General features: G+C 52.1%; 24 protein-coding genes and 2 pseudogenes. 18 read left to right on the top strand and 8 right to left on the bottom strand.

Features of this window, described 5'->3' with window-relative positions; translation table 11 throughout:
* Positions 1-157 precede the first annotated feature (157 nt).
* Genes J4613_RS20400 through J4613_RS20390 form a run of 3 tightly spaced genes read right to left on the bottom strand, consistent with a single transcriptional unit; the run spans position 158 to position 2,975 of the window.
* On the bottom strand, positions 158-1,465 hold the full coding sequence (locus J4613_RS20400; RefSeq protein ID WP_111742526.1) for a TRAP transporter large permease: 1,308 nt from the start codon (positions 1,463-1,465) through the stop codon (positions 158-160).
* Positions 1,458-1,973 carry a TRAP transporter small permease gene (locus J4613_RS20395; RefSeq protein WP_001091413.1) on the bottom strand — a complete coding sequence of 172 codons (516 nt, stop codon included), beginning with the start codon at positions 1,971-1,973 and terminating at the stop codon, positions 1,458-1,460. The genes J4613_RS20400 and J4613_RS20395 overlap by 8 nt, the downstream gene beginning before the upstream one ends.
* Before the next feature lie 18 nt (positions 1,974-1,991).
* A complete protein-coding gene (locus J4613_RS20390) occupies positions 1,992-2,975 on the bottom strand; it encodes a TRAP transporter substrate-binding protein (protein ID WP_000812816.1) in 984 nt (327 codons plus the stop codon).
* A 328-nt stretch (positions 2,976-3,303) separates the two neighbouring features.
* On the opposite strand from J4613_RS20390, the gene sodA reads away from it, so the two are divergent.
* The 3 genes from sodA (at position 3,304) to J4613_RS20375 (ending at position 5,090) form a co-directional block, all read left to right on the top strand.
* Positions 3,304-3,924: a superoxide dismutase [Mn] gene (gene sodA / locus J4613_RS20385; RefSeq protein ID WP_000122632.1), complete on the top strand. Its 621-nt coding sequence runs from the start codon at positions 3,304-3,306 to the stop codon at positions 3,922-3,924.
* Positions 3,925-3,993: 69 nt separating this feature from the next.
* Positions 3,994-4,683, top strand: coding sequence for a 6-hydroxyaminopurine reductase (yiiM, locus tag J4613_RS20380; protein ID WP_000559229.1), 690 nt, complete (start codon positions 3,994-3,996; stop codon positions 4,681-4,683).
* Between the two features lie 11 nt (positions 4,684-4,694).
* Complete coding sequence (locus J4613_RS20375; RefSeq protein ID WP_000133442.1) at positions 4,695-5,090, top strand: nuclear transport factor 2 family protein; 396 nt, start codon at positions 4,695-4,697, stop codon at positions 5,088-5,090.
* A gap of 50 nt (positions 5,091-5,140) precedes the next feature.
* Here the strand turns inward: J4613_RS20375 and cpxA are convergent, their stop codons facing one another.
* Together cpxA and cpxR are read right to left on the bottom strand one after the other, a co-directional pair.
* Positions 5,141-6,514: an envelope stress sensor histidine kinase CpxA gene (gene cpxA / locus J4613_RS20370; protein ID WP_000580402.1), complete on the bottom strand. Its 1,374-nt coding sequence runs from the start codon at positions 6,512-6,514 to the stop codon at positions 5,141-5,143.
* On the bottom strand, positions 6,511-7,209 hold the full coding sequence (cpxR, locus tag J4613_RS20365; RefSeq protein WP_001033731.1) for an envelope stress response regulator transcription factor CpxR: 699 nt from the start codon (positions 7,207-7,209) through the stop codon (positions 6,511-6,513). Before cpxR ends, cpxA begins: the two co-directional genes overlap by 4 nt.
* A gap of 150 nt (positions 7,210-7,359) precedes the next feature.
* On the opposite strand from cpxR, the gene cpxP reads away from it, so the two are divergent.
* The 11 genes and pseudogenes from cpxP to J4613_RS20315 form a co-directional block, all read left to right on the top strand.
* Positions 7,360-7,860, top strand: a complete 501-nt coding sequence (gene cpxP / locus J4613_RS20360; protein ID WP_001233463.1) for a cell-envelope stress modulator CpxP — start codon at positions 7,360-7,362, stop codon at positions 7,858-7,860.
* Between the two features lie 147 nt (positions 7,861-8,007).
* Positions 8,008-8,910, top strand: coding sequence for a CDF family cation-efflux transporter FieF (fieF, locus tag J4613_RS20355; RefSeq protein ID WP_001077320.1), 903 nt, complete (start codon positions 8,008-8,010; stop codon positions 8,908-8,910).
* Between the two features lie 184 nt (positions 8,911-9,094).
* On the top strand, positions 9,095-10,057 hold the full coding sequence (pfkA, locus tag J4613_RS20350; protein WP_000591793.1) for a 6-phosphofructokinase: 963 nt from the start codon (positions 9,095-9,097) through the stop codon (positions 10,055-10,057).
* Between the two features lie 203 nt (positions 10,058-10,260).
* Entirely contained in the window at positions 10,261-11,250 is a 990-nt protein-coding gene (locus tag J4613_RS20345; RefSeq protein ID WP_000758711.1) for a sulfate ABC transporter substrate-binding protein, read from the top strand.
* Between the two features lie 100 nt (positions 11,251-11,350).
* Positions 11,351-12,106 carry a CDP-diacylglycerol diphosphatase gene (locus J4613_RS20340; RefSeq protein ID WP_000750762.1) on the top strand — a complete coding sequence of 252 codons (756 nt, stop codon included), beginning with the start codon at positions 11,351-11,353 and terminating at the stop codon, positions 12,104-12,106.
* A 263-nt stretch (positions 12,107-12,369) separates the two neighbouring features.
* Positions 12,370-13,704 carry an MFS transporter gene (locus J4613_RS20335; protein WP_000777314.1) on the top strand — a complete coding sequence of 445 codons (1,335 nt, stop codon included), beginning with the start codon at positions 12,370-12,372 and terminating at the stop codon, positions 13,702-13,704.
* A gap of 10 nt (positions 13,705-13,714) precedes the next feature.
* Positions 13,715-14,674, top strand: coding sequence for an aminoimidazole riboside kinase (locus J4613_RS20330; protein ID WP_111742525.1), 960 nt, complete (start codon positions 13,715-13,717; stop codon positions 14,672-14,674).
* 9 nt (positions 14,675-14,683) lie between these two features.
* Positions 14,684-15,724 carry an ADP-ribosylglycohydrolase family protein gene (locus J4613_RS20325; protein ID WP_000557881.1) on the top strand — a complete coding sequence of 347 codons (1,041 nt, stop codon included), beginning with the start codon at positions 14,684-14,686 and terminating at the stop codon, positions 15,722-15,724.
* A 62-nt stretch (positions 15,725-15,786) separates the two neighbouring features.
* Positions 15,787-16,509 (top strand): GntR family transcriptional regulator, encoded by a 723-nt coding sequence (locus tag J4613_RS20320; protein WP_023193107.1) that lies wholly within the window; start codon positions 15,787-15,789, stop codon positions 16,507-16,509.
* A 97-nt stretch (positions 16,510-16,606) separates the two neighbouring features.
* A pseudogene (locus J4613_RS22785) lies at positions 16,607-16,732 on the top strand (hypothetical protein); the annotation flags it as partial.
* A 45-nt stretch (positions 16,733-16,777) separates the two neighbouring features.
* Positions 16,778-16,918 (top strand): annotated as a pseudogene (locus J4613_RS20315) (CDP-diacylglycerol diphosphatase); the annotation flags it as partial.
* A gap of 89 nt (positions 16,919-17,007) precedes the next feature.
* Here J4613_RS20315 and J4613_RS20310 read toward each other — a convergent pair.
* The 3 genes from J4613_RS20310 to lsrR all read right to left on the bottom strand — a co-directional run bounded on the left by J4613_RS20310 (position 17,008) and on the right by lsrR (position 20,010).
* A complete protein-coding gene (locus J4613_RS20310) occupies positions 17,008-17,358 on the bottom strand; it encodes a cupin domain-containing protein (protein WP_111742524.1) in 351 nt (116 codons plus the stop codon).
* 13 nt (positions 17,359-17,371) lie between these two features.
* On the bottom strand, positions 17,372-18,964 hold the full coding sequence (gene lsrK / locus J4613_RS20305) for an autoinducer-2 kinase (protein ID WP_000113085.1): 1,593 nt from the start codon (positions 18,962-18,964) through the stop codon (positions 17,372-17,374).
* A gap of 86 nt (positions 18,965-19,050) precedes the next feature.
* Positions 19,051-20,010, bottom strand: a complete 960-nt coding sequence (gene lsrR, locus J4613_RS20300; protein ID WP_001283049.1) for a transcriptional regulator LsrR — start codon at positions 20,008-20,010, stop codon at positions 19,051-19,053.
* A gap of 255 nt (positions 20,011-20,265) precedes the next feature.
* Here lsrR and lsrA point away from each other — a divergent pair, with 255 nt between their 5' ends.
* The 4 genes from lsrA to lsrB are packed head-to-tail and all read left to right on the top strand — an operon-like array spanning position 20,266 to position 24,887.
* A complete protein-coding gene (gene lsrA / locus J4613_RS20295; RefSeq protein WP_001167251.1) occupies positions 20,266-21,801 on the top strand; it encodes an autoinducer 2 ABC transporter ATP-binding protein LsrA in 1,536 nt (511 codons plus the stop codon).
* Positions 21,795-22,838 carry an autoinducer 2 ABC transporter permease LsrC gene (gene lsrC / locus J4613_RS20290; RefSeq protein WP_000911133.1) on the top strand — a complete coding sequence of 348 codons (1,044 nt, stop codon included), beginning with the start codon at positions 21,795-21,797 and terminating at the stop codon, positions 22,836-22,838. The genes lsrA and lsrC overlap by 7 nt, the downstream gene beginning before the upstream one ends.
* Complete coding sequence (lsrD, locus tag J4613_RS20285) at positions 22,835-23,836, top strand: autoinducer 2 ABC transporter permease LsrD (protein ID WP_000981826.1); 1,002 nt, start codon at positions 22,835-22,837, stop codon at positions 23,834-23,836. The genes lsrC and lsrD overlap by 4 nt, the downstream gene beginning before the upstream one ends.
* Before the next feature lie 28 nt (positions 23,837-23,864).
* Entirely contained in the window at positions 23,865-24,887 is a 1,023-nt protein-coding gene (gene lsrB / locus J4613_RS20280; protein ID WP_000090739.1) for an autoinducer 2 ABC transporter substrate-binding protein LsrB, read from the top strand.
* Positions 24,888-24,899 lie beyond the last annotated feature (12 nt).

Here is a 24,899-nt window from a genome sequence, read left to right as displayed (position 1 = left end):
CATTATCCCTGTTTATTATTTATTCCCTTTTCCGGCTACTTTATAGGTAGCCGGTTTTTTTTACCTGGTGATGACCTGCGGATAATTATTATCGTGCGTTGGCCGGATAAGACGCGAATCGCCATCCGGCCAACGAGATGTGCAGGAAACTATGCGCTTACATGATGCCCAGTAGACGGGGTAAGAACAGTGTGATTTCCGGAATGTAGGTAATTAATAACAGAACGCCGATAATCGCGCCGTAAAAAGGCAGCAACGGTTTAATCACTTCCTCAACTTTGACCTTACCGACGCTCGCCCCGACATATAAACCACTGCCAACTGGCGGCGTAATGGTGCCAATCGCCAGGTTATAGATCATGATAATGCCGAAATGCACCGGATCGACGCCCAGTTTAGCCATGATCGGCAGCAGAATCGGGGTAAAAATCAGAATGGCCGGACCGATATCCATAAATGCGCCGATAATCAACAAAAAGACGGTAATGACTAACAGGATAACCAGTTTATTGGCGGAAATACCGAGGATCATATCGCTCAGCGCCGCAGGAATATTGGTGATCGACATCGAGAAGGACATCGCCGAAGAGGTTGCCAGCAGGAACATGATGACCCCGGTCATTACCACTGTCTGGAGCAAAATCGAAGGCAAATCCTTAATTTTCAGCGTGAGGTAAAACACCATCGTCAACAATAATGTATACACCACGGCAATCGCGGAGGCTTCAATGGCGGTGAAAATCCCCTGCACAATGCCGCCGACGATAATCACGATCAGCAGCAGGCTGGGAATGGCCTCAACGGCAACTTTTAGCGCCATGCCTTTTTGGACGGTGAAGAAAACCCGATAATTTCGACGCTTAGCGACCACCAGCGTGACCAGCATACAGCCAACGCCCCACAGCACTCCCGCGACCAGACCGCCGGCGAACAGAGCGGCAATCGATGTTCCCCCGCTTGCCAGCGCATAAAGGATAAAAGCCGTGGTGGGCGGAATTAACATTCCCGTCGGCGCGGAGGCGATATTCACCGCGGCCGCAAAGCCGCGATCGTAACCTTCGCGCGCGCTCATCGGCACCATCACGCCGCCGATGGAGGTTGAGGCGGCAATCGCCGATCCGGAAATTGCACCGAACATCATATTGCCGACGATGTTGGTATAAGAGAGCGAGCCGGGCAGTTTGCCAGTAAACAGTTTGGCAAAATTGACCAGCCGGGCGGCAATTCCCCCGCTATTCATGATCACCCCGGACAAAACGAAGAACGGCACGGCCAGCAAGGCAAAACTGTCCAGGCTGGAGAACATTTTTTGCGCGGTGGCGAACATCGAAATATCGAAAGGCAGTACCAGCATCATGGTGCTGAAAGAGGCGATAACGATGCAGATCCCAATAGGCGCGCCCATGGCCAGTAAAACAACAAAGACGGCAATTAGCGTACAGGACGCAAAAATAGGGTCAATCATGTGATTTCTCCAGAGTGTGCTCAGTGGTATCCGTGGCGGAATGGATAGCTTTCAGGGCGTCAACGATATTCAGCAGCCCATAGAGGATGATCAGTACGCCTGCGCAGGGGAGCGCGTAATAAATTTTCCCCATCGGAATGCCCAGCGCAGGGGAGATTTGCAGCATAGAAATCGCAGAAATCTTTAAGCCGCCGATAATCAATACCCAAATGGAAAACGCGATAAAAATGACCTGCAGAATAATATCCCACCAGCCACGAATCGTCGGCGACACCTTATCCAGTAAGAGAGTCAGGCTGATATGCTGTTTCTGACCGGCGACAAAAGCCATGCCCAGCATTGATACCCACACCAGGAGAAATCGCAGCATCTCTTCGGTAAGGGTGCTGGGAACGCCCAGAATGTAGCGGCTCACCACCTGCCAGCAGGCGATGCCAACCATTATCGCCAGCACCAGGCAACAGATAGCGCCCAGCAATAAATCAAGTCCTTTTCTGAATGTGTTCATCTTAATTTCCTGATTAGATTAATTTTTTGCTGTCTGGATACGTTGATACAGCCCGTAAAGCCGCGGTTTGTTTTTCAGGCCGTCGTAAATAGGCTGTACTGCCTTCTGGAAGGGTTTTTTGTCGATCTCGTAGAATTCAACGTTGAAATCTTTTACCGCCGCCAGCCTGGTTTTCTCTATTTCCTTGTCCCATGCGGCTTTCTCAAATTCGATCGACGCCTTGATGGCGGCTTCGACGATGCGCTGCTGTTCCGGCGTCAGCTTTTCCAGCGTGAGGGTACTCATTAGCAGGATATCGGGAATGCGGGTGTGCATATCGTAGGTGTAATAACGGGCGACTTCGCCGTGGCGGGCGATGGTGAGAGCGAACTCATTGTTTTCCGCGCCGTCGAGAATGCCTTGTTGTAACGAGGTATAGACCTCCGCCTGGCTCATGGCGATGGGCGAAGCGCCCAGCAGTTTGAGAGTTTGGATCGCCGTCTCACTCTGCATGACGCGGATCTTCTTCCCGCGTAAATCCTCAATGCGTTTAACCGGCGCTTTGCTCATATAAAAATTACGCGCGCCGGAATCATACCAGCCTACGCCGACAAACCCCTGCGCGGCGGTGGACTGATAAACAGGCTCCATCACCTGTGGGTTATCCATTACGCGGTAGTATTCATCGACGGTGGCAAACAGGTAGGGAAGTGAGAACACGCCGTACTCAGGCGAAAAACTCTCCATCAGCCCGGACGACACTTTAGTGATGTCGACGACGCCGACCTGCGTCAACTCCACCAGTTCGCGCTCTCCGCCAAGCTGTCCGTCCGGGAAGTACTGTACTTTGATATCGCCGCCCGTTTTCTCTTCAACTTGCTGCCCCAGGAAGTGCAACGCATCTTTTACCGGCTGGCTATTTTCAGCGTAGGCCAGGCGCAAAATGGTTTCGCCGTGGGAGAAGAAAGAGAGTGTGGAGAGTAAGGCCAACGTAGCCAGACGTATAAAACCAGGTTGCTTCATAATTCCCTCGCAATTGTAATAATTTACCGGGAATGTAATTGCATGGTGAAATTATAACCTTCTTGATTTTGCCACCGCTGACAAAAATTGGCACCAAAAGAAAGATTTTGAAACCCTGTTTCACATTTCATGATTTCCAGGAATTCATCAACAGGCGGTTTCGGTTGGAGGCGTAAAAAACGATTTTTTTCAGCGGATGCCGTAACGTTTATAACCCTGGAAAAAGTACGGTATTGATAATCATTTTCAATATCATTTAATTAACTATAATGAACCAACTGCTTACGCGGCGTTAACACTGTGCCGCTCGACAATAATGGAGATGATTATGAGTTATACACTGCCATCCCTGCCGTACGCTTATGATGCACTGGAACCGCACTTCGATAAGCAGACGATGGAGATTCACCACACCAAACACCATCAAACCTATGTCAACAACGCTAACGCGGCGCTGGAAAACCTGCCTGAGTTTGCTGACCTGCCGGTTGAAGAACTGATTACTAAACTGGATCAGGTGCCAGCGGACAAAAAAACCGTGCTGCGTAACAACGCGGGCGGCCACGCTAACCACAGCCTGTTCTGGAAAGGGCTGAAAAAAGGCACCACTCTGCAGGGCGATCTGAAAGCGGCTATCGAGCGTGACTTCGGTTCCGTTGACAACTTCAAAGCTGAATTCGAAAAAGCAGCAGCAACCCGTTTCGGCTCCGGCTGGGCGTGGCTGGTGCTGAAAGGCGACAAACTGGCTGTGGTTTCTACCGCAAACCAGGATTCCCCGCTGATGGGTGAAGCCATTTCCGGCGCTTCCGGCTTCCCGATCCTGGGCCTGGACGTGTGGGAACACGCTTACTACCTGAAATTCCAGAACCGCCGCCCGGACTACATCAAAGAGTTCTGGAACGTGGTGAACTGGGACGAAGCAGCAGCGCGTTTCGCCGCTAAAAAATAATTTGCATTGCACGTCTGTAGAAGCGAGTCTGATGACTCGCTTTTTTTGTATCCGCGTAAGGAGCAGCAGATGCATTATCCGGTTGACGTGTTTATTGGCAAAATTCGTGACTATGACGGCAGCCGCCCGAGCGCTATCGCCAAGGTGCAAATCGACGGCGAACTCATGCTGACCGAGCTGGGTCTGGCAGGCGATCAGCAGGCCGAAAAGAAAATCCACGGCGGCCCCGATCGCGCGCTATGCCATTATCCCCGCGAACACTATGCTGATTGGATTCGCCAGTTCCCCGAGCAGGCGACGCTGTTTTGCGCCCCGGCGTTTGGCGAGAATCTGTCGACGAACGGAATGACCGAACACAACGTGTTTATTGGCGACATCTACCGCTGGGGCGAGGCGTTGATCCAGGTCACTCAGCCGCGCTCTCCATGCTTTAAACTTAATTTCCACTTTGCCATCAGCGACATGGCCCTCCTTATGCAGAACAGCGGAAAAACCGGCTGGCTGTATCGGGTCATTGCGCCAGGTAAGGTCTCCAGCGATGCGCCGCTGGAACTGGCGTCGCGTCTGAGCGATGTCTCGGTTCATGAAGCGGGTGTTATCGCCTGGTCTATGCCGTTTGATGACGAACAATATCACCGGCTGTTGAGCGCCGCTGGGCTGTCGGCGAGCTGGAGCCGCACCATGCAAAAGCGTCGTTTGAGCGGCAAAATTGAAGATAGCGCCAGACGACTGTGGGGGGATAAAACTCCGCCAAAATGAAAGGAAGGATTATGACTGAAGCTGAAAATGCGGTGGCGATCGTAAAAGAATTTTTGGTGGCCTCGATGATTCCCGATGCTGAACGCGCCGCAACGTATATGCACCCGGAGGTGAAAATTACCTTCACCGGAGGCCGGGCGATGGCGGGCGCGGCAGATATCGCGCAGTTTAACGGCGCTCGCTACAAGTGGGTGAAGAAGGCGCTGGGCGAGTTTGATGCGGTGCAGCATGATGATTACGTTGTGATTTATTCCAACGGTACGTTGTATGGCGAATGGCCCGACGGTCGCCCGTTTGCCGATAACCGCTTTATCGACCGCTTCGAAGTGCGCGATGGCAAAATTACCCGGATGGACGTGTGGAATGACAGCGCCGAGTGGATTCTGGCGCCGGAAATCTCCCGGTAAATCTCGACGGCGAGATAAAAAATCGGCCTGCATTCGCAGGCCGATGGTTTTTAGGTTCGCTTGTACAGCGGTAGCCACAGCGTAAGCCGCAACCCGCCGAGCGGGCTATCGTCAGCCTTCACCCAGCCGCGGTGCTGCTGCATGGCGCTTTCGACAATCGCCAGCCCCAGCCCGGTGCCGCCAGACTCGCGGTCGCGCGCCTCATCAGTGCGATAGAACGGACGGAAGATCTGCTCGCGGTCTTCAGGGCTGACGCCCGGCCCGTCGTCATCGACCGTGATCGTAATACCGTCTTTATCCACCGAGAAGCCGACTTCAATCTTCGTATGTGAATAGCGCAGCGCATTACGAACTATATTTTCCAGCGCGCTTTCCAGCGCGTTTGGGTTGCCATAGAGCGGCCACGGCCCCGGCGGATAATTTACCGTTAACGACTTGCCCATCTGTTCGGCTTCAAAGGCGGCGTTATCCAGCACTTCGCCCCATAGCTGATTGGCTTTCATCGTTTCGCTGACCAGCGCATTTTTCTGTTGGTTACGCGACATCACCAGCAGGTCATTGATCATGCTGTCCAGACGCTGCGCTTCGGTTTCAATACGCTCCAGCTCTTTGCTTTCGCCGCCACGACGACGCAGCAGCGCGGTACCCAGTTGCAGGCGCGTAAGGGGCGTTCGCAGCTCATGGGAGATGTCTGACAGCAAACGCTGCTGCGAGGTCATCATCCGTTCCAGCGCCGTCACCATCTGGTTAAAACTGGCGCCAGCGGCGAGGAACTCCTGCGGACCCGCCTCCAGCTCCGGATGCTGACGCAGGTTGCCTTGCGCCACTTCATCAGCCGCGTTTTTCAACTTACGCGCCGGTTTCGCCAGACTCCATGCCAGCCATAGCAAGAGCGGCGAACTGACCAGCATCGTGACAATGAGCAACAGGAGCGGGCGGTCAAACAGCAGATTAATAAAATCGGATTGCGAACTGCTGGCCGGTCGAATCAGGTAAAGCTGGTAATTATCCTCTCCGTCACGAACGGAGAACGGCCCCACCATCTCTACGCGGCCATATTTTTTCTTCTGCGGATGATCGGCGTTATCCGCCTGACCAATGAAGTTACGAATGATCTGCATTTCGCTGCGTTCAGCGCCGATCACGCGTCCTTCAGAGGTCACCAGTAATAACCGCTGTCCAGGCGGCGCCCACTTATCGATCGCGCGGAACAGGCGACGCCACCACATCAGGTCGTTGGGCGGATCGTTCGCAAGTTCAGCTTCTACATGTTGCTCTATCATCAATCCCTGGCGCTGTTCGCTGTCCAGCAGCTCGGTCATCTGGCGTGAATCGAGCTTGGGCAACATCAGTACCAGCATTAGCACCAGCGCCAGCGTCAACCAGAAGATGGCGAAGATGCGCGCGGTTAAACTTCCTATCATGAAGCGGAAACCATCAGATAGCCGCGACCACGCAATGTTTTAAACCACGGGTGACCGTCTTTGCGTTCCGGCAGTTTGCGGCGCAGGTTAGAAATATGCATATCAATAGCGCGATCGAACGGCGTCAGGCGCTTACCCAGCACTTCCTGGCTTAAATGTTCACGGGAAACCACCTGGCCGAGGTGTTGCGCCAGCAAATAGAGCAGGGTGAACTCCGTACCGGTCAGCTCCAGCGTTTGGCCATCGAAACTGGCTTCCTGGCGGCCCGGATTAAGGCTTAGCGCATCAACTTCCAGCGTCGGCGAGCCGTTGTCGCTGCTCTGCTGCTGTTCGCTCCAGTGGGAACGGCGCAAAATAGCCCTGATGCGCGCTACCAGCTCGCGGTCGTTAAATGGTTTGGGTAAATAGTCGTCCGCGCCCAGCTCAAGGCCGAGAACGCGATCCAGCTCGCTGCCGCGCGCGGTCAGCATAATGACAGGCGTCTGGTGTGTCTGGCGAAGCGCTTTCAACGTATCGATACCGTTTTTCTTCGGCATCATGACGTCAAGCAAAAGTAAATCGATGCTGTCATCCAAAAGCTCAAGCGCCTGCTCGCCGTCGTGGGCCACCAGGACATTAAAACCTTCCATTTCGAGGAGCTCTTTTAACAGGGAAGTCAGCTCTCGGTCATCATCAACTAACAGGATTTTATTCATTGTTTACGTACCTCCGAGGCAGAAATTACGTCATCAGGCGTCGCTAATCCATGACTTTACGTTGTTTTACACCCCCTGACGCATGTTTGCAGCCCGAATCGTAAACTGTCTCTCGTTGAATCGCGACAGAAAAGATTTTGGGAGCAAGCGATGCGCAAAGTTACCGCTGCTGTTATGGCCTCAACGCTGGCATTCAGTTTTTTAAGCCACGCAGCTGAAGTTGTTACAAGCGATAACTGGCACCCCGGTGACGGGGCCACGCAGCGTAGCGCGCAAAATCATATGTTTGACGGCATAAGTTTAACCGAACATCAGCGTCAGCAGATGCGAGATCTTATGCAACAGGCAAGGCACGAACAGCCTCCTGTTAATGTTAGCGAAATGGAGACAATGCATCGGCTTGTCACCGCAGAAAAATTTGATGAAAGCGCTGTGCGCGCTCAGGCAGAAAAAATGGCGCAAGAGCAGGTCGCCCGCCAGGTCGAAATGGCCCGCGTGCGTAACCAGATGTATCGCCTGTTAACGCCGGAGCAGCAAGCGGTTTTGAATGAAAAGCATCAGCAACGAATGGAGCAACTGCGCGACGTGGCGCAATGGCAAAAAAGTTCATCGTTGAAATTATTGAGTAGTAGCAACTCACGTTCCCAGTAACAACCCTGTTTTCCTTGCCATAGACACCATCCCTGTCTTCCCCCACATGATGTGGGGGTTTTTTTTATCTCCAGTTTGTCATTCTGTTATTAGCTTACTGTTTTAAACCATCCGTTATACTACCGGCAGAAGATAGCGGGAGTATTTATGAATCAAACCTATGGACGGCTGGTTAGCCGGGCGGCTATCGCGGCAACGGCGATGGCATCAGCGTTACTTTTGATCAAAATTTTTGCGTGGTGGTATACGGGATCGGTGAGTATTCTGGCGGCGTTGGTGGACTCGCTGGTGGATATTGCCGCGTCATTGACGAATTTGTTGGTCGTGCGTTATTCGCTGCAACCCGCAGATGATGAACACACGTTTGGGCACGGTAAAGCGGAGTCGCTGGCGGCGCTGGCGCAAAGTATGTTTATTTCCGGTTCGGCGTTGTTTCTGTTTTTGACCAGTATCCAGAATCTGATTAAGCCGACGCCAATGAACGACCCCGGCGTGGGGATTGGCGTTACCGTCATCGCTCTGATATGCACTATTATACTGGTCACGTTTCAGCGCTGGGTGGTACGCAAGACCCAAAGTCAGGCGGTACGGGCGGATATGCTTCATTATCAGTCTGATGTTATGATGAACGGAGCGATTCTTATCGCGCTTGGGTTATCCTGGTACGGTTGGCATCGTGCGGATGCCCTGTTTGCGTTAGGTATCGGCATCTATATTTTGTATAGCGCGTTACGTATGGGGTATGAGGCGGTGCAGTCATTATTGGATCGCGCGCTGCCCGATGCGGAACGACAGGAAATTATTGATATCGTGACGTCATGGCCGGGAGTCAGCGGCGCGCACGATCTCCGCACGCGGCAGTCAGGGCCGACTCGCTTTATTCAGATTCATTTGGAAATGGAAGATAATCTGCCGCTCGTTCAGGCGCATTTTGTGGCTGACCAGGTAGAGCAGGCGATTTTACAGCGTTTTCCGGGTTCAGATGTCATTATTCATCAGGATCCCTGTTCAGTCGTTCCCAGGGAAGGCAGGAAGTTCGAGCTTGTATAATTGATTGTTAAAAAGTGAGCCAGGCCAGCATTTTGTGTATAAATTACCGCCATTTGGCCTGACCTGAATCAATTCAGCAGGAAGGGATTGTTATACTATCTGTATATTCGTTGGATCGTTTCGAAGTGCGAAATCGGCTTCCGGCAATAGATTTCATTTTGCATTCCAAAGTTCAGAGGTAGTCATGATTAAGAAAATCGGTGTGTTGACAAGCGGCGGTGATGCGCCGGGCATGAACGCGGCAATCCGCGGTGTTGTGCGCGCAGCGTTGACGGAAGGGCTGGAAGTCATGGGCATTTATGACGGCTATCTGGGCCTGTATGAAGATCGTATGGTGCAGCTTGACCGTTACAGCGTATCTGACATGATCAACCGTGGCGGTACTTTCCTCGGTTCTGCCCGTTTCCCGGAATTCCGTGACGAAAATATTCGCGCTGTCGCGATCGAAAACCTGAAAAAACGCGGTATCGATGCGCTGGTAGTTATTGGCGGCGACGGTTCTTATATGGGTGCAAAACGTCTGACTGAAATGGGCTTCCCGTGCATCGGTCTGCCAGGCACTATCGATAACGACATCAAAGGCACCGACTACACTATCGGCTACTTCACTGCTCTCGGCACTGTAGTGGAAGCGATTGACCGTCTGCGTGACACCTCCTCTTCTCACCAGCGTATCTCTATCGTTGAGGTGATGGGCCGTTATTGCGGCGACCTGACGTTGGCGGCGGCTATTGCTGGCGGCTGTGAGTTTATCGTGGTGCCGGAAGTTGAATTTAATCGCGAGGATCTGGTGGCGGAAATCAAAGCCGGGATCGCGAAAGGGAAAAAACACGCTATCGTCGCTATCACCGAACATATGTGTGATGTTGACGAGCTGGCGCACTTTATTGAAAAAGAAACGGGCCGTGAAACGCGTGCGACGGTGCTCGGCCACATTCAGCGCGGTGGTTCCCCGGTACCTTACGATCGCATTCTGGCTTCCCGTATGGGCGCGTATGCTATTGACCTGCTGCTGGAAGGCCATGGCGGTCGTTGTGTCGGTATCCAGAACGAGCAGCTTGTTCATCATGACATCATCGATGCGATTGAAAACATGAAGCGTCCGTTCAAAAGCGACTGGATGGAGTGCGCGAAAAAACTGTACTGATTGTTTTTGCGCGCCTGATGGCGCTACGCTTATCAGGCCTACAGGTTGCAGAAACGTGTAGGCCGGATTAGGCGCTAGCCGCCATCCGGCAATCCCTCAGATTTATTCCTCGAAGTTATAGCCAATCTTTTTTTATTCTTTAATGTTTGGATCTCTTTCTGGCACGCTTTGCTCATCACAACACAACATAAGCGAGTCGGGCGATGAAAAAGTGGGGCGTGGGGTTCACATTATTGCTGGCGTCAACCAGCATTCTGGCAAAGGATATTCAGTTACTTAACGTATCGTACGATCCAACGCGTGAGCTGTACGAGCAGTACAACAAAGCGTTTAGCGCGCACTGGAAGCAGGAAACCGGCGACAACGTCGTGATCCGCCAATCGCACGGCGGTTCGGGTAAACAGGCGACTTCCGTCATTAACGGCATTGAAGCCGATGTCGTGACGCTGGCGCTGGCTTACGATGTGGACGCTATTGCTGAACGTGGTCGTATCGATAAAAACTGGATTAAGCGTCTGCCGGATAACTCAGCACCTTACACCTCCACCATCGTTTTCCTGGTCCGTAAAGGCAATCCAAAACAAATTCATGACTGGAACGATCTGATTAAACCCGGTGTGTCGGTGATTACGCCAAACCCGAAAAGCTCTGGCGGCGCCCGCTGGAACTATCTGGCGGCATGGGGCTACGCCCTGCACCACAACAATAACGATCAGGCCAAAGCGCAGGACTTTGTCAAAGCCCTGTTTAAAAACGTTGAAGTGCTGGACTCCGGCGCGCGCGGCTCAACCAATACTTTCGTTGAACGCGGTATCGGTGATGTGCTGATTGCCTGGGAAAACGAAGCGCTACTGGCGACGAATGAACTGGGTAAAGATAAATTCGAGATAGTGACCCCGAGTGAATCTATTCTCGCAGAGCCGACCGTTTCCGTGGTCGACAAAGTGGTGGAAAAGAAAGACACCAAAGCGGTAGCGGAAGCCTACCTGAAGTATCTCTACTCGCCGGAAGGGCAGGAGATAGCAGCGAAAAACTTCTACCGTCCGCGCGATGCTGACGTGGCGAAAAAATACGACGATGCGTTTCCGAAGCTGAAGCTGTTCACCATTGACGAGGTGTTTGGCGGCTGGGCGAAGGCGCAAAAAGATCACTTCGCTAATGGCGGTACGTTCGACCAAATCAGCAAACGCTAAACCGTTTATAAACCCGGTAACGTATTATGTTACCGGGTTTTTTCTTTGCCACAATTTTGCGTTACTCTTCCCCGTCTATGGGTCACAGGGAACGCATATCATGAAAAAAACAGGCTACTTTTTACTGGCGGTGATAGTGATTGTCGCCGCGGCGGGCGTCGGTTACTGGAAATTTTCCGGCAACCCTGATGCATTACGGGAAATCGTGCTTGAACAATGCCTGCCCGATCAGTTACAGCATCAAAACCCAGCGCCGTGCGCGGAAGTCAAACCTCGCGCTGGCTATGTCGTCTTTAAAGATCGTCACGGTCCGTTGCAATATTTATTGATGCCCACCTACCGTATCAACGGTACAGAAAGCCCGCTATTGCTGGAACCCGCTACGCCCAACTTTTTCTGGCTGGCCTGGCAGGCTCGCGGCTATATGAGTAAAAAATACGGGCATGATATTCCGGATAGCGCGGTCTCGCTGGCGATTAATTCGCGGCTTGGTCGTTCACAGGACCATTTGCATATCCATATTTCTTGCATCCGTCCTGACGTTCGGGAACAACTGGATAACGATCTCACGCGCATCAGCACTCGCTGGCTTCCGCTGCCGGGTGGCCTGATGGGGCATGAATACCTGGCGCGCCGGGTAACCGAGAGCGAACTGGCGCAGCGTAGTCCGTTTATGATGCTGGCGGAAGAGGTGCCGGAAGCGCGCGATCATATGGGACGCTATGCGCTGGCGGTGGTACGCCAAAGCGACGACTCTTTTGTCCTGCTGGCGACCGAGCGTAACCTGCTGACGCTTAATCGCGCATCGGCGGAAGAGATTCAGGACCATAGTTGCGCCATTTTGTCTTCCCGCTGATTTTCGTTACACCCCCCTGCTCATTATCTTATTGATTCTTATCCCGGTTTAAAACTGGGGTAAGATCGTGTTTATAAAAATATGTGAAACCGATCAAAAGATATAAAGGTATACCTTTATATCTTTTGGTGGTTAGTTACACTCTCTTCATAGCCTCCATAGATTGTCTGGTGGATGGCTTATATAAAAACGTTTTTATTTCATGTAGTGACATCATTAATTGTTCACCAGATTTGCGCTGTTAAGCGTAAAGGAATATCAACATGAAACTTTCTATCGTGGAAAAAATCGGCTTCGGCGCGGGAGATATGGCGATAAACGTTGTGATTATCGCCATGCAGCTGCTCCTCGCCTATTTCTATACCGATATCTACGGCCTGAGCGCCGCTGATGTTGGCGTACTGTTTGTGGTTGTGCGGATGATTGATGCCATTATCGATCCGGCCATGGGGGTTCTGACCGATAAACTGAATACGCGCTGGGGGCGTTACCGCCCGTGGCTGCTGTGGTTTGCCATTCCTTTTGGTTTCGCCGTGTATTTGATGTTTATTACGCCTGATATGGCTTATATGGCCAAACTGGCATGGGCCTATGGCACCTATATTCTTATGACCCTGGTCTATACCGCGATCACCATTCCCTATATTTCGATGATTGGCGTGATTACCAGCGACCCCGTCGAACGGTTAAGCGCCAACGGTTATCGTTTTGTGATGACCAAGATTGCCGCTTTCCTGGTGACTATCGTCGTACCGATGCTTGCCGTCTGGCTGGGGCAGGGCAACAAGGCGCTGGGTTACCAGTTTTCGATGGGGCTGATGGGGGCGATGGGTGCGCTGCTGTTTATCTTCTGTTTTCTTACCACGCGTGAACGCAGCGAGCCGGAAATTACGTCGTTATCGGTGGGGAAACAGTTTAAATATCTGTTACGCAACGATCAGTGGATTATTCTCGGCGTTGTTATTCTGCTGCTGATGTGCGGTTATGTTATTCGCGGTTCCGTTGCCGCTTATTACGCCAAGTATTATCTGAACGGCGGAGATAGTCTGATTTCACCCTTCCTGACTACCGGCGTCGTTGCCTCTATTTTAGCGATGATCGCTACCACCTGGATAACCAAGTTCTGGGACAAAATTAAGATGTTCCGCTACACCCAGATTATTACCTTTATCCTGAGCGCGCTGATGTATTTCTCCGTCGGGCGTGAAAATCTTATCCTGGCGTTTGCGTTCTATTTTCTTATTAATTTCTTCTGCGATATGCAAATGCCGGTGTTCTGGTCCTCTATCGCCGAAGCGGTGGATTACGGCGAAAAGAAAACCGGTCTGCGCGTTTCCGGGTTGGCGTTTGGCGGCATCCTCTTCTTCCAGAAGTTTGGGATGGGGATCGCGGGCGGGATACTCGGATTCCTGCTGAGCCACTTTGGCTATCAGGCCGATGTTGAACAGAGCGCGCGTTCGCTCACCGGTATTGCGCTGATGATGACGCTCATTCCGGCTCTGTTCCACCTTGCGGTTGGGCTGCTTATGAAAAAGTATCTGATTAATAATGAATATTATCGAGATATTCAGCTCGCCCTGGCGCAGAAACAGGCATAAGGAGGCGCAAATGAAGGCCATGAATAAGGTTTGGGTTATCGGCGATGCCTCCGTTGACCTGGTGCCGGAAAAACAGAACAGCTATCTGAAATGCCCCGGCGGAGCGTCGGCGAACGTGGGGGTATGCGTTGCCAGGCTGGGCGGAGAGTGCGGTTTTATTGGCTGTCTTGGTGACGATGACGCCGGCCGCTTCCTGCGCCAGGTTTTTCAGGATAACGGCGTGGATGTCACGTTTCTAAGGCTGGATGCGGACCTGACCAGCGCGGTGCTGATCGTCAACCTGACAGCTGATGGGGAGCGCAGTTTTACCTATCTGGTGCATCCAGGTGCCGATACCTACGTCTCGCCGCAGGACCTGCCGCCGTTCAGGCAGCACGAATGGTTTTACTTCAGCTCAATTGGCCTCACCGACAGGCCCGCTCGCGAGGCGTGCCTTGAGGGAGCGAGAAGAATGCGTGAAGCGGGTGGTTACGTACTGTTTGACGTCAATCTGCGCAGCAAAATGTGGGGGAATACTGATGAAATCCCTGAACTGATCGCCCGGTCCGCCGCACTGGCTTCTATCTGCAAAGTCTCGGCAGATGAGCTGTGCCAGCTCAGCGGGGCCAGTCACTGGCAGGATGCGCGTTATTACCTGCGCGATCTTGGGTGTGACACTACGATCATTTCGCTGGGGGCCGATGGCGCGCTGTTGATTACCGCCGAGGGGGAATTCCATTTCCCCGCACTGCGCGTCGATGTTGTCGATACCACGGGAGCCGGCGATGCTTTTGTCGGCGGGCTGTTGTTCACCCTTTCCCGCGCAAATTGCTGGAATCATACCCTACTGGCGGAGGCCATCAGCAATGCTAATGCCTGCGGCGCTATGGCGGTGACGGCAAAAGGCGCAATGACCGCTTTACCGTTTCCTGACCAACTCAACACTTTTCTTTCCAGCCATTCGCTGGCACAAGCCATGACCGTGAAATAAGGAGTCATCATGCACGTTGATCAAAACAAAATACTGGGATGCCTGGTGGGCGCCGCCGCCGCGGACGCGATGGGAGCCGCGACGGAAGTACGCACCCAGCAGCAAATAAAAGACTATTTTGGCGGCTGGGTGACGACCTTTCAAAAACCGCCAGCGGACACGTTTGGCCGCTGCAACGAAGCGGGGATGTGCACGGATGATTTTATTCAGGCGAAGTACATTATGGACGCGCTGCTGCGCCATCAACGCCAGGTCAGCGACGAGGCGATGCGCGAGGCTTTTCAGCAGTGGCTGGATTACCCGTACTACGCCAACTTTACCGGCCCGACGACGCGTGCGGCAATGAAGGCAATATTCAATGATAACCGCGCCTCTTTACAGGGTGAGCTGGAAGGCGAAAAACAGTCGGTACAGATTATTAATAAGGGTAACGCGGAGGCAACGAACGGCGCCGCCATGAAGATTTGGCCAGCGGCGGTGCTGCATCCGGGTGATATTGACGCGGCGATTGACTGCGCGCTACAGATTTGCCGTTTTACGCATAATAACGTGCTGGCGATGTCCGGCGCAGCGGCGATGGCGGCGGCAACCAGCGAGGCGTTAAGAGCGCAGACCAATGCAGACAGCATTATTGCCGCCGGTATTTACGGTGCGCAAAGGGGCTATCTGCTGGCGCAGGAGCAAGGGGCGATGATGGTGGCAGGTCCTTCCGTTGCCCGACGCATTGAGCTGGCCGTAGATATCGGTAAACGTCATCGCCATTGGGAAACGGCGATAGTGGATATTGCCGATATTATTGGCTCCGGGCTGCACGTGAGTGAAGCGGTGCCGGCGGCCTTTGGACTGTTCGCGTGTTGTCCGAATTCTGCCGTAGATGCTATTATCTCCGGCGTTAATATCGGCAATGATACTGATACTGTCGCCACCATGGTCGGGGCGATTTCCGGCGCATTCCATGGCGTGGAGGCTTTTCCCGCCGATTATTTAACGACTTTGGATCGTATGAATCATTTCGATTTGGCAGAACTGGCCAGGCAAATCGCAGGGTAGCGACTTCACCCTGCCGGGGACGGTAAAACGTCCCCTGCTGGCGAAGACGTGAGGTGCGCAGCTTGCAGGTTGATAAAACGAGCTTTACTCCGCTTTATAAGCAACTATTTTTTATCATCTGTCAGCAGATCCAAAATGGATCTCTGCCTTTAGGCAGCCAGCTGCCGACGCAAAAAGAGATTGCCAGATCCTACAACGTCTCGCTGATTGTGGTTAAACAGGCCTGGAGCGAATTAATCAATGCGGGCATTATTTCGTCGCAGCGCGGGAGTGGTTCTGTGGTGTGCTCGGTGCCGGAAGGCGTGAGCTACGGGCACACGTTTCGCGGTATTACCCGCGATCTCCAGGACGCCAGCGTGGCGATTGAGAACCGTATTCTGGAAATCGCGCCGCGCCGCGCGCGCGACGCTCAGGCAGACGGCTTGAGCCTGCCCTCACAGCATCACTATCTCTATATTTCGCGTATTCGTTGCCTGAATAACCGTCCGTTTAACCATGAAAAGATCTATCTCGATCTTAGCTTCTTTCCCGATCTGCAACTTACACCGCAGGCGCTGGAGCATACGTCGCTTTATTCGTTATTAAACGTCACAAGCGACTCGGCGATAGAAAAAGTTGAGGCGATTTTACCTTCCGCTGACCTGTGCGAAAAATTGCAAATCGCCGCCAATAAACCGCTGTTATCCGTCGCCAGACAGACGTTTCAGGCCGGGAAGGACAGCCCTTTTGAGTATTGCCGCTATTACGTGCTGTCTGAATACTTTGGTGAAATTCATTATCACTGATCTGTCCGCTTAATCCTGCGATAACCCCACTATATCTGGCGTTTACCTGCCTGACTGTCCGTCGTATTCTTGCTGAAAAAATCGTCAGGAGACAGATATGTCGCTTTGGTTGCCCCATCCTCTGTTCCTCCCTTCCATCATGGTTGGCATTACTATCCTTCTGTGGGCGACTTCGCTACTGCCGGAGTTTATGACCGCACTGCTATTTTTTGCTGTGGCGATGGGACCAGGGAAAGTTCCTGCGTGGGCGGGGATGCTGTTATGTATCGCGCTGGCGGTGATACGCCAAAGCGATGGCTCTTTTGTCCTGCTGGCGACCGAGCGTAATTTACTGATCTTCAATCGCGCTTCTGCCGAGGAAATTCAGGATCATCAGTGTGATATCTTGAACCAACAGGTCATCAAATGACAGCTTGATATTGCATTAACGAATGCCGTTTGGAGGCCGGACAAGGCTCTTGTGGCGCTATCCGGCAAAATCTGGCGATGGCTCGGGCGTTACCAGGCCGGTGGATCTGCGGGGTGGCTGTCATTTTCCAGATGCGGCGATTTAATAAACACGCCTTTCCAGGGTTTATCACCGTTATTAATGAGATAATGCGCCTCCCCAGGTTCGCACTGTAAAACATCTCCAGTTTGCAGGATATGAGGTGTTCCTTCCAGATACAGGCACACTTCACCGCTTAGGGTATAAAAAATCTCACAAGCGGTATTATGGCGATGGTTAGGGAATGACTGCCTTGGTTGTAGTATGACGACGCCCATATCGCAGCCCGGCCCACGGATTAAGTATTTAGGGCCATTATCGCCAAAGCGGTATTCATGATTCTTCTCATTCGTTTTTTGCATGCTTATTCTCCTGTTACAGGCCTGGCGCTTTCCAGAGGGATGTCGTTAAGCCACCATCGACCAGCGCGCGTTGATCCTGATAAACGGCCTGCCATTTTTCTCTGGCCTGCTGATAGACAGCGAAATTTTCAGGATTAGGTTTATGCTCCCGATCCCAGCGCACTAGCTTTTCTCCCGTTTCCGCCAGCGATGGCCAGACACCCACGCCAACGCCTGCGGCAATAGCGCACCCTAGCGCGGTAGCTTCTTTGACGACAGGTACGTGAACGGTGAGTCCCGTAACGTCGGCAAGGATTTGGCTCCATAATTTGCCTTTAGATCCTCCGCCGGCAAAAACCAGCGAGTCGGCCTGTACGCCGGAAAACGCGGCAATTTGCTGTAAATTGCAGGCGGAAACAATGGCGGCATTCTCTTCCAGCGCGCGAAATAGGGTCGCTTTATTACACTTTTCAGGATCGATAGACAGATTGATAAACGACGGCGCGGCATGGTACCAGCGTTTAAAACGCATAACGTCAGAGAAGATGGGCATCACACCGTACGCGCCGGGAGGCACCCGGCTGGCCATATCTTCCAGCAGGGAATACGCATCAATACCTAACCTTTCAGCGATTAGTTTTTCCTCGGCGCAAAAGGCGTCGCGGAACCAACGCATCGTTAACCCAGTAAAAAAGCTGATAGACTCGGTTTGTACCATACCGGGGATCACATGAGGATTGATGCGAACGTTCATGTTTGGGTCGGTGACCGGCGCGGGAAGATTGACGACCTGTTGCCAGAAGGTTCCGCCCAGCACGGCCGTTTGCGCCGGGCGTACGACGCCCAGCCCCAGACAGCCTAACTGCACATCGCCGCCGCCAACGATGACCGGCGTACCCGCTTGCAGGTCGCACTGTTCAGCCGCTTTCTGTGAAATGTGACCGAGCAGCGTCCCGGTTTCTTTTACCGGCGAGAGAATGTCAGAACGCAGGCCCGCCATCTGTAACAGACTACGTTTCCAGTTGCGGGTCACCAGATCCAATAACCCCGTCGTGCCTGCGTTGGAGGGATCGACCGCCAGTTCGCCGCTGAGCATAAAGGCCATCCAGTCGCTGATCATAGTGACGGTTGACGCGCGATGATAAATATCCGGACGATGGTGGGCAAGCCAGAGCAGACGCGGAATAGCGCTGAGCGCCAGCGTTTGCCCGGAGCAACGATAAACTTCCTCCTCAAAGGTGTTATCGTGCAGCTCTTTTAATTCACTGACTTCGTGCGCCGCGCGGGCGTCAACATTAGCGCAGGCCCAAATGGGTTCGCCGTTACTGTCATAAATAACAATGCCTTCACGCATCGAGCAGGCCGATACGGCAGCGATAGCCGTTGCAGGGATGGCGGCTTTCTGTAGTGCCTGACGGATACACTGGCAAGCCAGTTGCCAGTTTTTGGCAAGATCAAACTCCATCGAACCAGGCACATCCGGCACGGCCAGATGCTGCCATTCCGCTTGACCGACAGCTATTTGCTTTCCTTGTAGATCAAAAATTACTGCTCTGACGCTACCGGTACCGGCGTCAAGAGCCATCAGGTAATGTCCTGATTCAGTATGGGTACAGAGTCGAGCCATTTTTTTATCCTCGGCTATTTTTACATCGTTACATAAAATCCTGTCAGTTATTGTTTATTGAATTGAGGTAAGTGTTATTTTATTTGTTATTTTTCAATAAGTTGAATTATTTTCCCTGCGGTTTTCTGATCGGTAACCAGCGCATTGATATAGTTACCGCGCATAGCGGCAATAATAGCTTCTGCTTTTTGTTCGCCGCCGGCGACGCCAATCACGGTTGGGATCGTGGAAAGTGAATTTAACTTCAGGCCAATTAATTCGTTATGGATTTTGATGTCTGGAATAATTTCGCCATGAGCATCAAAAAAATAGCCCAGAATATCGCCTACTGCGCCTTTGCGGCCAATCATGAGTTGTTCACCCTGAGTGATATAGCCGGATTTTAAGATACTGGCTTGATCTTTCTGGTTAATTGCCCCAATCCCCACGATGGCGGCATCGGCAGCTTGCGCTGTGAGCATCACATCCCGCACGCTATTTTCATTGCGCAGCGTGCAGGCAATTTCCTGCGATGATGCGCGCAGCGGCGCGGGCATAATACTTACGCTACAAGCGGCATCAAGCTGGCCTATTCCGGTCATATACGGCCCCACGCCGCCGGATAACGTGACCAGTCGGATTTGTTGCGCCGAGATAAATCCGCTGAGGCGTTTTAATGTGGTCATCGTGGCTTCGCCAAAGCCAACGGCCAGCAGTTGCTGTGGCCGCAGTGACTCCATCAACATATGGGCGGCGCCGATTCCTAAGCGCAGACCAATATCGGCATCGGGTAATGCCGGCAGCACGCGGATATTCTGCAATGCGAAGTGGTTGCGCAAGGCATTTTCATACTCAAGACACCCTTCGAAGCGGGAGTTGATTTGTACGCGAATAATACCGGACTGATGCCCTTTCTCCAGCAGACGAGAAACCTTTAGCCGGGTTAGCCCCAGACGCTCGCTGATTTCACTCTGCGTCAATCCATCGTGATAGTAGAACCAGGCAATACGCGCCACCTGCTCTTCTTCGCACATTCCATAATCAGATACCAACGTATTATCGCTCATTGTCATAACCTGGCTTTACTTTGAACATTTCTAAATCATTAACACAATTGTTCAGTTATCACTCCGAAATAACCGTGATTAACGCCACAAAAACGCGTCAAATCTGAACATTTATCATCTAAAAATTCATTTATTCAGAAAACGTGATCTGGATGAGAGTTTTTTGACCAAATAACTACTACCGTTTTGAACAATTTCTTTTTCAAAAAACATTTGTTCAGTCCCGTCAGTCAACATTGAGGGAGCGGAGGCAACATGCAAATCAGTCACAATACTGCATCCCCTCTGATTTGTGTGCAGAACATTTATAAAAGTTATTCCGGCGTCGAAGTACTAAAGGGAATTGACTTTACTCTGCATGCGGGAGAGGTGCACGCATTGCTTGGCGGCAATGGTGCGGGTAAATCAACATTAATGAAGATTATTGCCGGTATAGTCCCGCCAGATGGAGGGACTATCGATATTGCTGGTGTGCGTTGCAGTCATTTAACGCCTCTGAAGGCGCACCAGTATGGCATTTACCTGGTTCCCCAGGAGCCTCTGTTATTTCCGAGTTTATCTGTGCGGGAAAATATCTTGTTTGGCTTGCAGGGACGTCAGGCCTCCACGGAAAAAATGCAGCAGCTATTAAAGGCGATGGGATGCCAACTCGATCCGGCGAGCGCTGCGGGTACGCTTGATGTTGCAGACCGCCAGATCGTTGAAATTATGCGCGGCTTGATGCGCGACTCGCGAATCTTAATTCTTGATGAGCCCACGGCGTCGTTAACGCCAGCCGAAACTGACCGGTTATTTACGCGTCTGCAAGAGTTGCTGAAAAAGGGTGTCGGAATTGTATTTATTTCTCATAAGCTGCCAGAAATTAGACAGTTAGCTCACTGCGTTAGCGTGATGCGTGACGGTAAAATCGCATTATTCGGAAAAACGCATGACCTTTCTACCGACGAGATTATTCAAGCTATCACCCCGGCAACGCAGGGCGTCAGTCTTTCCGCGAGTCAAAAGTTGTGGCTGGAATTGCCTGGCAGCCGCCCGCAGAACGAACGCGGCGCGACGGTATTAGCGCTGGAGTCACTGACGGGCGAAGGTTTTATGAATATCAACCTTGAGGTGCGGGCAGGCGAAATCCTTGGTCTGGCCGGGTTGGTCGGCGCGGGACGCACAGAATTGGCTGAAACGCTGTACGGTATTAGACCGGTCAATGCGGGGCGGATGCTGTTCAATGGTGAAGAAATTAACGCCCTGACAACCCAACAGCGGTTGCAGCTCGGCCTGGTCTATTTGCCGGAAGATCGGCAGTCATCCGGGCTGTATCTTGACGCTTCCCTGGCATGGAATGTCTGTTCGCTGACCCACAACCAAAAAGGATTTTGGATAAAGCCCCAGCGGGATAACGCCACCCTTGAACGTTACCACCGCGCGTTAAATATCAAACTCAATAATGCCGAACAGGCGGCGCGTACTTTATCCGGCGGTAACCAGCAAAAAGTATTGATTGCCAAATGCCTGGAGGCCTCTCCGCAATTACTGATTGTCGATGAACCGACCCGCGGTGTCGATGTCTCCGCCCGCAGCGATATTTATCAGCTGTTGCGCAGTATCGCGCAACAAAATGTCGCAGTGCTGTTTATTTCCTCCGATCTGGAAGAGATAGAGCAGATGGCCGATCGCGTATATGTCATGCACCAGGGGGAACTGGGGGGGCCTGCGTTATGCGGCGAGGAAATTAACGTTGATACCATCATGCACGTTGCGTTTGGCGAACATGGTGCGTCGGAGGCAACATGTTGAAATTCATCCAAAATAACCGGGAAGCGACGGCACTGCTGGCAATAGTCTGTTTATTCGTGTTTCCTGGCGCGCTGGATAGCCAGTATTTGAGCGTGCAAACGCTGACAATGGTTTTCAGTAGCGCGCAAATTTTGATGCTGTTGGCGATTGGCGCGACGATGGTAATGCTCACCCGCAATATTGATGTATCGGTGGGCTCGACGACAGGCATGTGCGCGGTATTGCTGGGAGTGATGTTAAACGCCGGCTATAGCCTGCCGGTCGCCTGCCTGGCCACACTAATATTAGGAATTGTCGCCGGATTTTTTAATGGCGTACTGGTTGCCTGGTTGAAGATACCCGCCATTGTCGCCACGCTGGGAACGCTGGGCTTGTATCGTGGGATCATGCTGCTATGGACAGGGGGGAAATGGATTGAAGGATTACCCGCAGGCTTAAAGCAACTCTCTGCTCCGGTGTTTCTGGGAATTTCCGCAATCGGCTGGTTTACCCTGGTGTTAGCGCTGCTTATGGCCTGGCTCCTGGCGAAAACCGCCTTTGGCCGCAATTTTTACGCCACCGGCGATAACCTGCAGGGCGCCCGGCAATTGGGTGTCCGTACCGAGATGGTACGCATCATGGCATTTTCACTTAATGGCGGTATGGCGGCATTGGCTGGAATCGTGTTTGCCTCGCAGATTGGTTTCATTCCCAATCAAACCGGCACGGGGCTGGAAATGAAAGCCATCGCGGCCTGCGTATTGGGGGGAATTAGCCTGTTAGGCGGGTCAGGCACGGTCATCGGCGCTATTCTCGGCGCTTATTTTCTTACGCAAATCGATAGTGTGTTAGTGCTGCTGCGCATCCCCGCCTGGTGGAACGATTTTATTGCTGGCCTGGTATTGTTGGGCGTACTGGTATTCGATGGGCGGCTGCGTTGCGCATTACAACGCAATCTGCGCCGCCAGAAATATGCCCGTTTTATATCACCACCCACTCCACTACAGGCGGAAGCAAAAACGCACGCACAACAGAATAAAAACAAAGAGGTGGCATGATGAATCCATGGCGACGCTATAGCTGGGAAATTGCGCTGGCAGCCTTATTGATCTTTGAAATTCTGGCTTTCGGTCTGATTAATCCACGTTTATTAGATATTAATGTCTTACTTTTTAGCACTAGCGATTTTATTTGTATCGGTATTGTCGCTTTGCCGCTAACAATGGTTATTGTCAGCGGTGGTATGGATATTTCATTTGGTTCTACAATCGGGCTATGCGCGATTACCCTGGGTGTGCTGTTTCAGCTCGGTATGCCGCTACCTTTAGCGATTATTATTACCCTACTACTCGGCGCAATATGTGGGCTGATAAATGCCGGACTTATTATTTATACCGGCGTAAACCCGTTGGTGATTACCCTGGGAACCATGTATTTATTTGGTGGTAGCGCATTATTGTTATCTGGTATGGCTGGCGCCACGGGTTATGAAGGTATTGGTGGATTTCCCACAGCGTTCACTGACTTTGCCAATATTTCATTTCTTGGTATTCCCATGCCGCTTATTTTTTTTCTTGTGTGCTGTCTGTTTTTCTGGCTGCTCATGCATCGTACGCATATGGGACGCAACGTTTTCCTGATTGGCCAGAGCGCCCGTGTCGCGCAGTACAGCGCGATCCCGGTGAATCGCACGTTGTATACCGTGTATGCCATGACCGGATGCGCCTCCGCGATCGCCGCCGTATTACTGGTTTCTTACTTTGGCTCCGCACGTTCGGATCTGGGCGCCTCTTTCCTGATGCCGGCCATTACGGCGGTTGTGCTGGGAGGCGCCAATATTTATGGCGGCTCCGGGTCGATTATGGGGTCCGCGTTGGCGGCGCTGCTGGTGGGATTTTTACAGCAGGGGCTACAGATGGCCGGAGTGCCGAATCAAATTTCCAGCGCATTGTCCGGTGCGCTTCTCATTGTTGTTGTCGTTGGTCGTTCCGTCAGTTTGCATCGTCACCAAATCCTTGAATGGTACTCACGCCGTCGCAATGCGCATCAGGCATGATTTCCTTTTGAAATTTATGGAGAAAAAAATGGCAAGACACAGCATTAAAATGATCGCCTTACTCACTGCGTTTGGTCTGGCATCTGCGGTAATGACCGTGCAGGCGGCAGAGCGGATTGCTTTTATTCCCAAACTGGTTGGCGTGGGCTTTTTTACCAGCGGCGGCAATGGCGCGCAGGAAGCGGGAAAAGCGCTGGGCATTGACGTAACTTACGATGGCCCTACAGAGCCCAGCGTCTCAGGCCAGGTTCAACTGGTGAATAACTTTGTCAATCAGGGGTATGACGCCATTATCGTTTCTGCCGTTTCGCCTGATGGCCTGTGCCCGGCGTTGAAGCGGGCAATGCAAAGAGGCGTGAAAATATTAACCTGGGATTCCGATACCAAGCCGGAGTGCCGTTCTTACTATATCAATCAAGGGACGCCAAAACAGCTCGGCAGCATGCTGGTAGAGATGGCCGCTCATCAGGTGGACAAAGAGAAAGCGAAAGTCGCTTTCTTCTATTCCAGCCCAACGGTGACCGACCAGAACCAGTGGGTAAAAGAAGCTAAAGCCAAAATTAGCCAGGAACATCCGGGGTGGGAGATAGTCACTACCCAGTTTGGCTATAACGATGCCACGAAATCGCTCCAGACGGCGGAAGGTATCATCAAAGCGTATCCCGATCTGGATGCCATCATCGCGCCTGACGCTAACGCTTTACCTGCTGCGGCACAGGCGGCGGAGAACCTTAAACGCAATAATCTCGCGATTGTTGGTTTTAGTACGCCGAATGTAATGCGCCCTTATGTTCAGCGCGGCACTGTTAAAGAGTTTGGCCTGTGGGATGTCGTCCAACAGGGAAAAATTTCCGTATATGTCGCCAATGCGTTGCTGAAAAATATGCCAATGAATGTCGGTGATTCACTGGATATTCCCGGCATCGGCAAAGTCACCGTTTCACCTAATAGTGAGCAGGGATATCACTATGAGGCAAAAGGTAACGGCATTGTGTTATTGCCGGAGCGTGTCATTTTCAACAAAGACAATATCGACAAATATGATTTCTGATAACTGTTATGT

This window comes from Salmonella sp. 32020114201800008SM, assembly GCF_017572025.1.
GTDB classification, from domain to species: Bacteria; Pseudomonadota; Gammaproteobacteria; order Enterobacterales; family Enterobacteriaceae; genus Salmonella; species Salmonella enterica.
The sequence above is the reverse complement of the archived record's forward strand: the minus strand, read 5'-3'. Positions and strand labels throughout refer to the sequence as shown.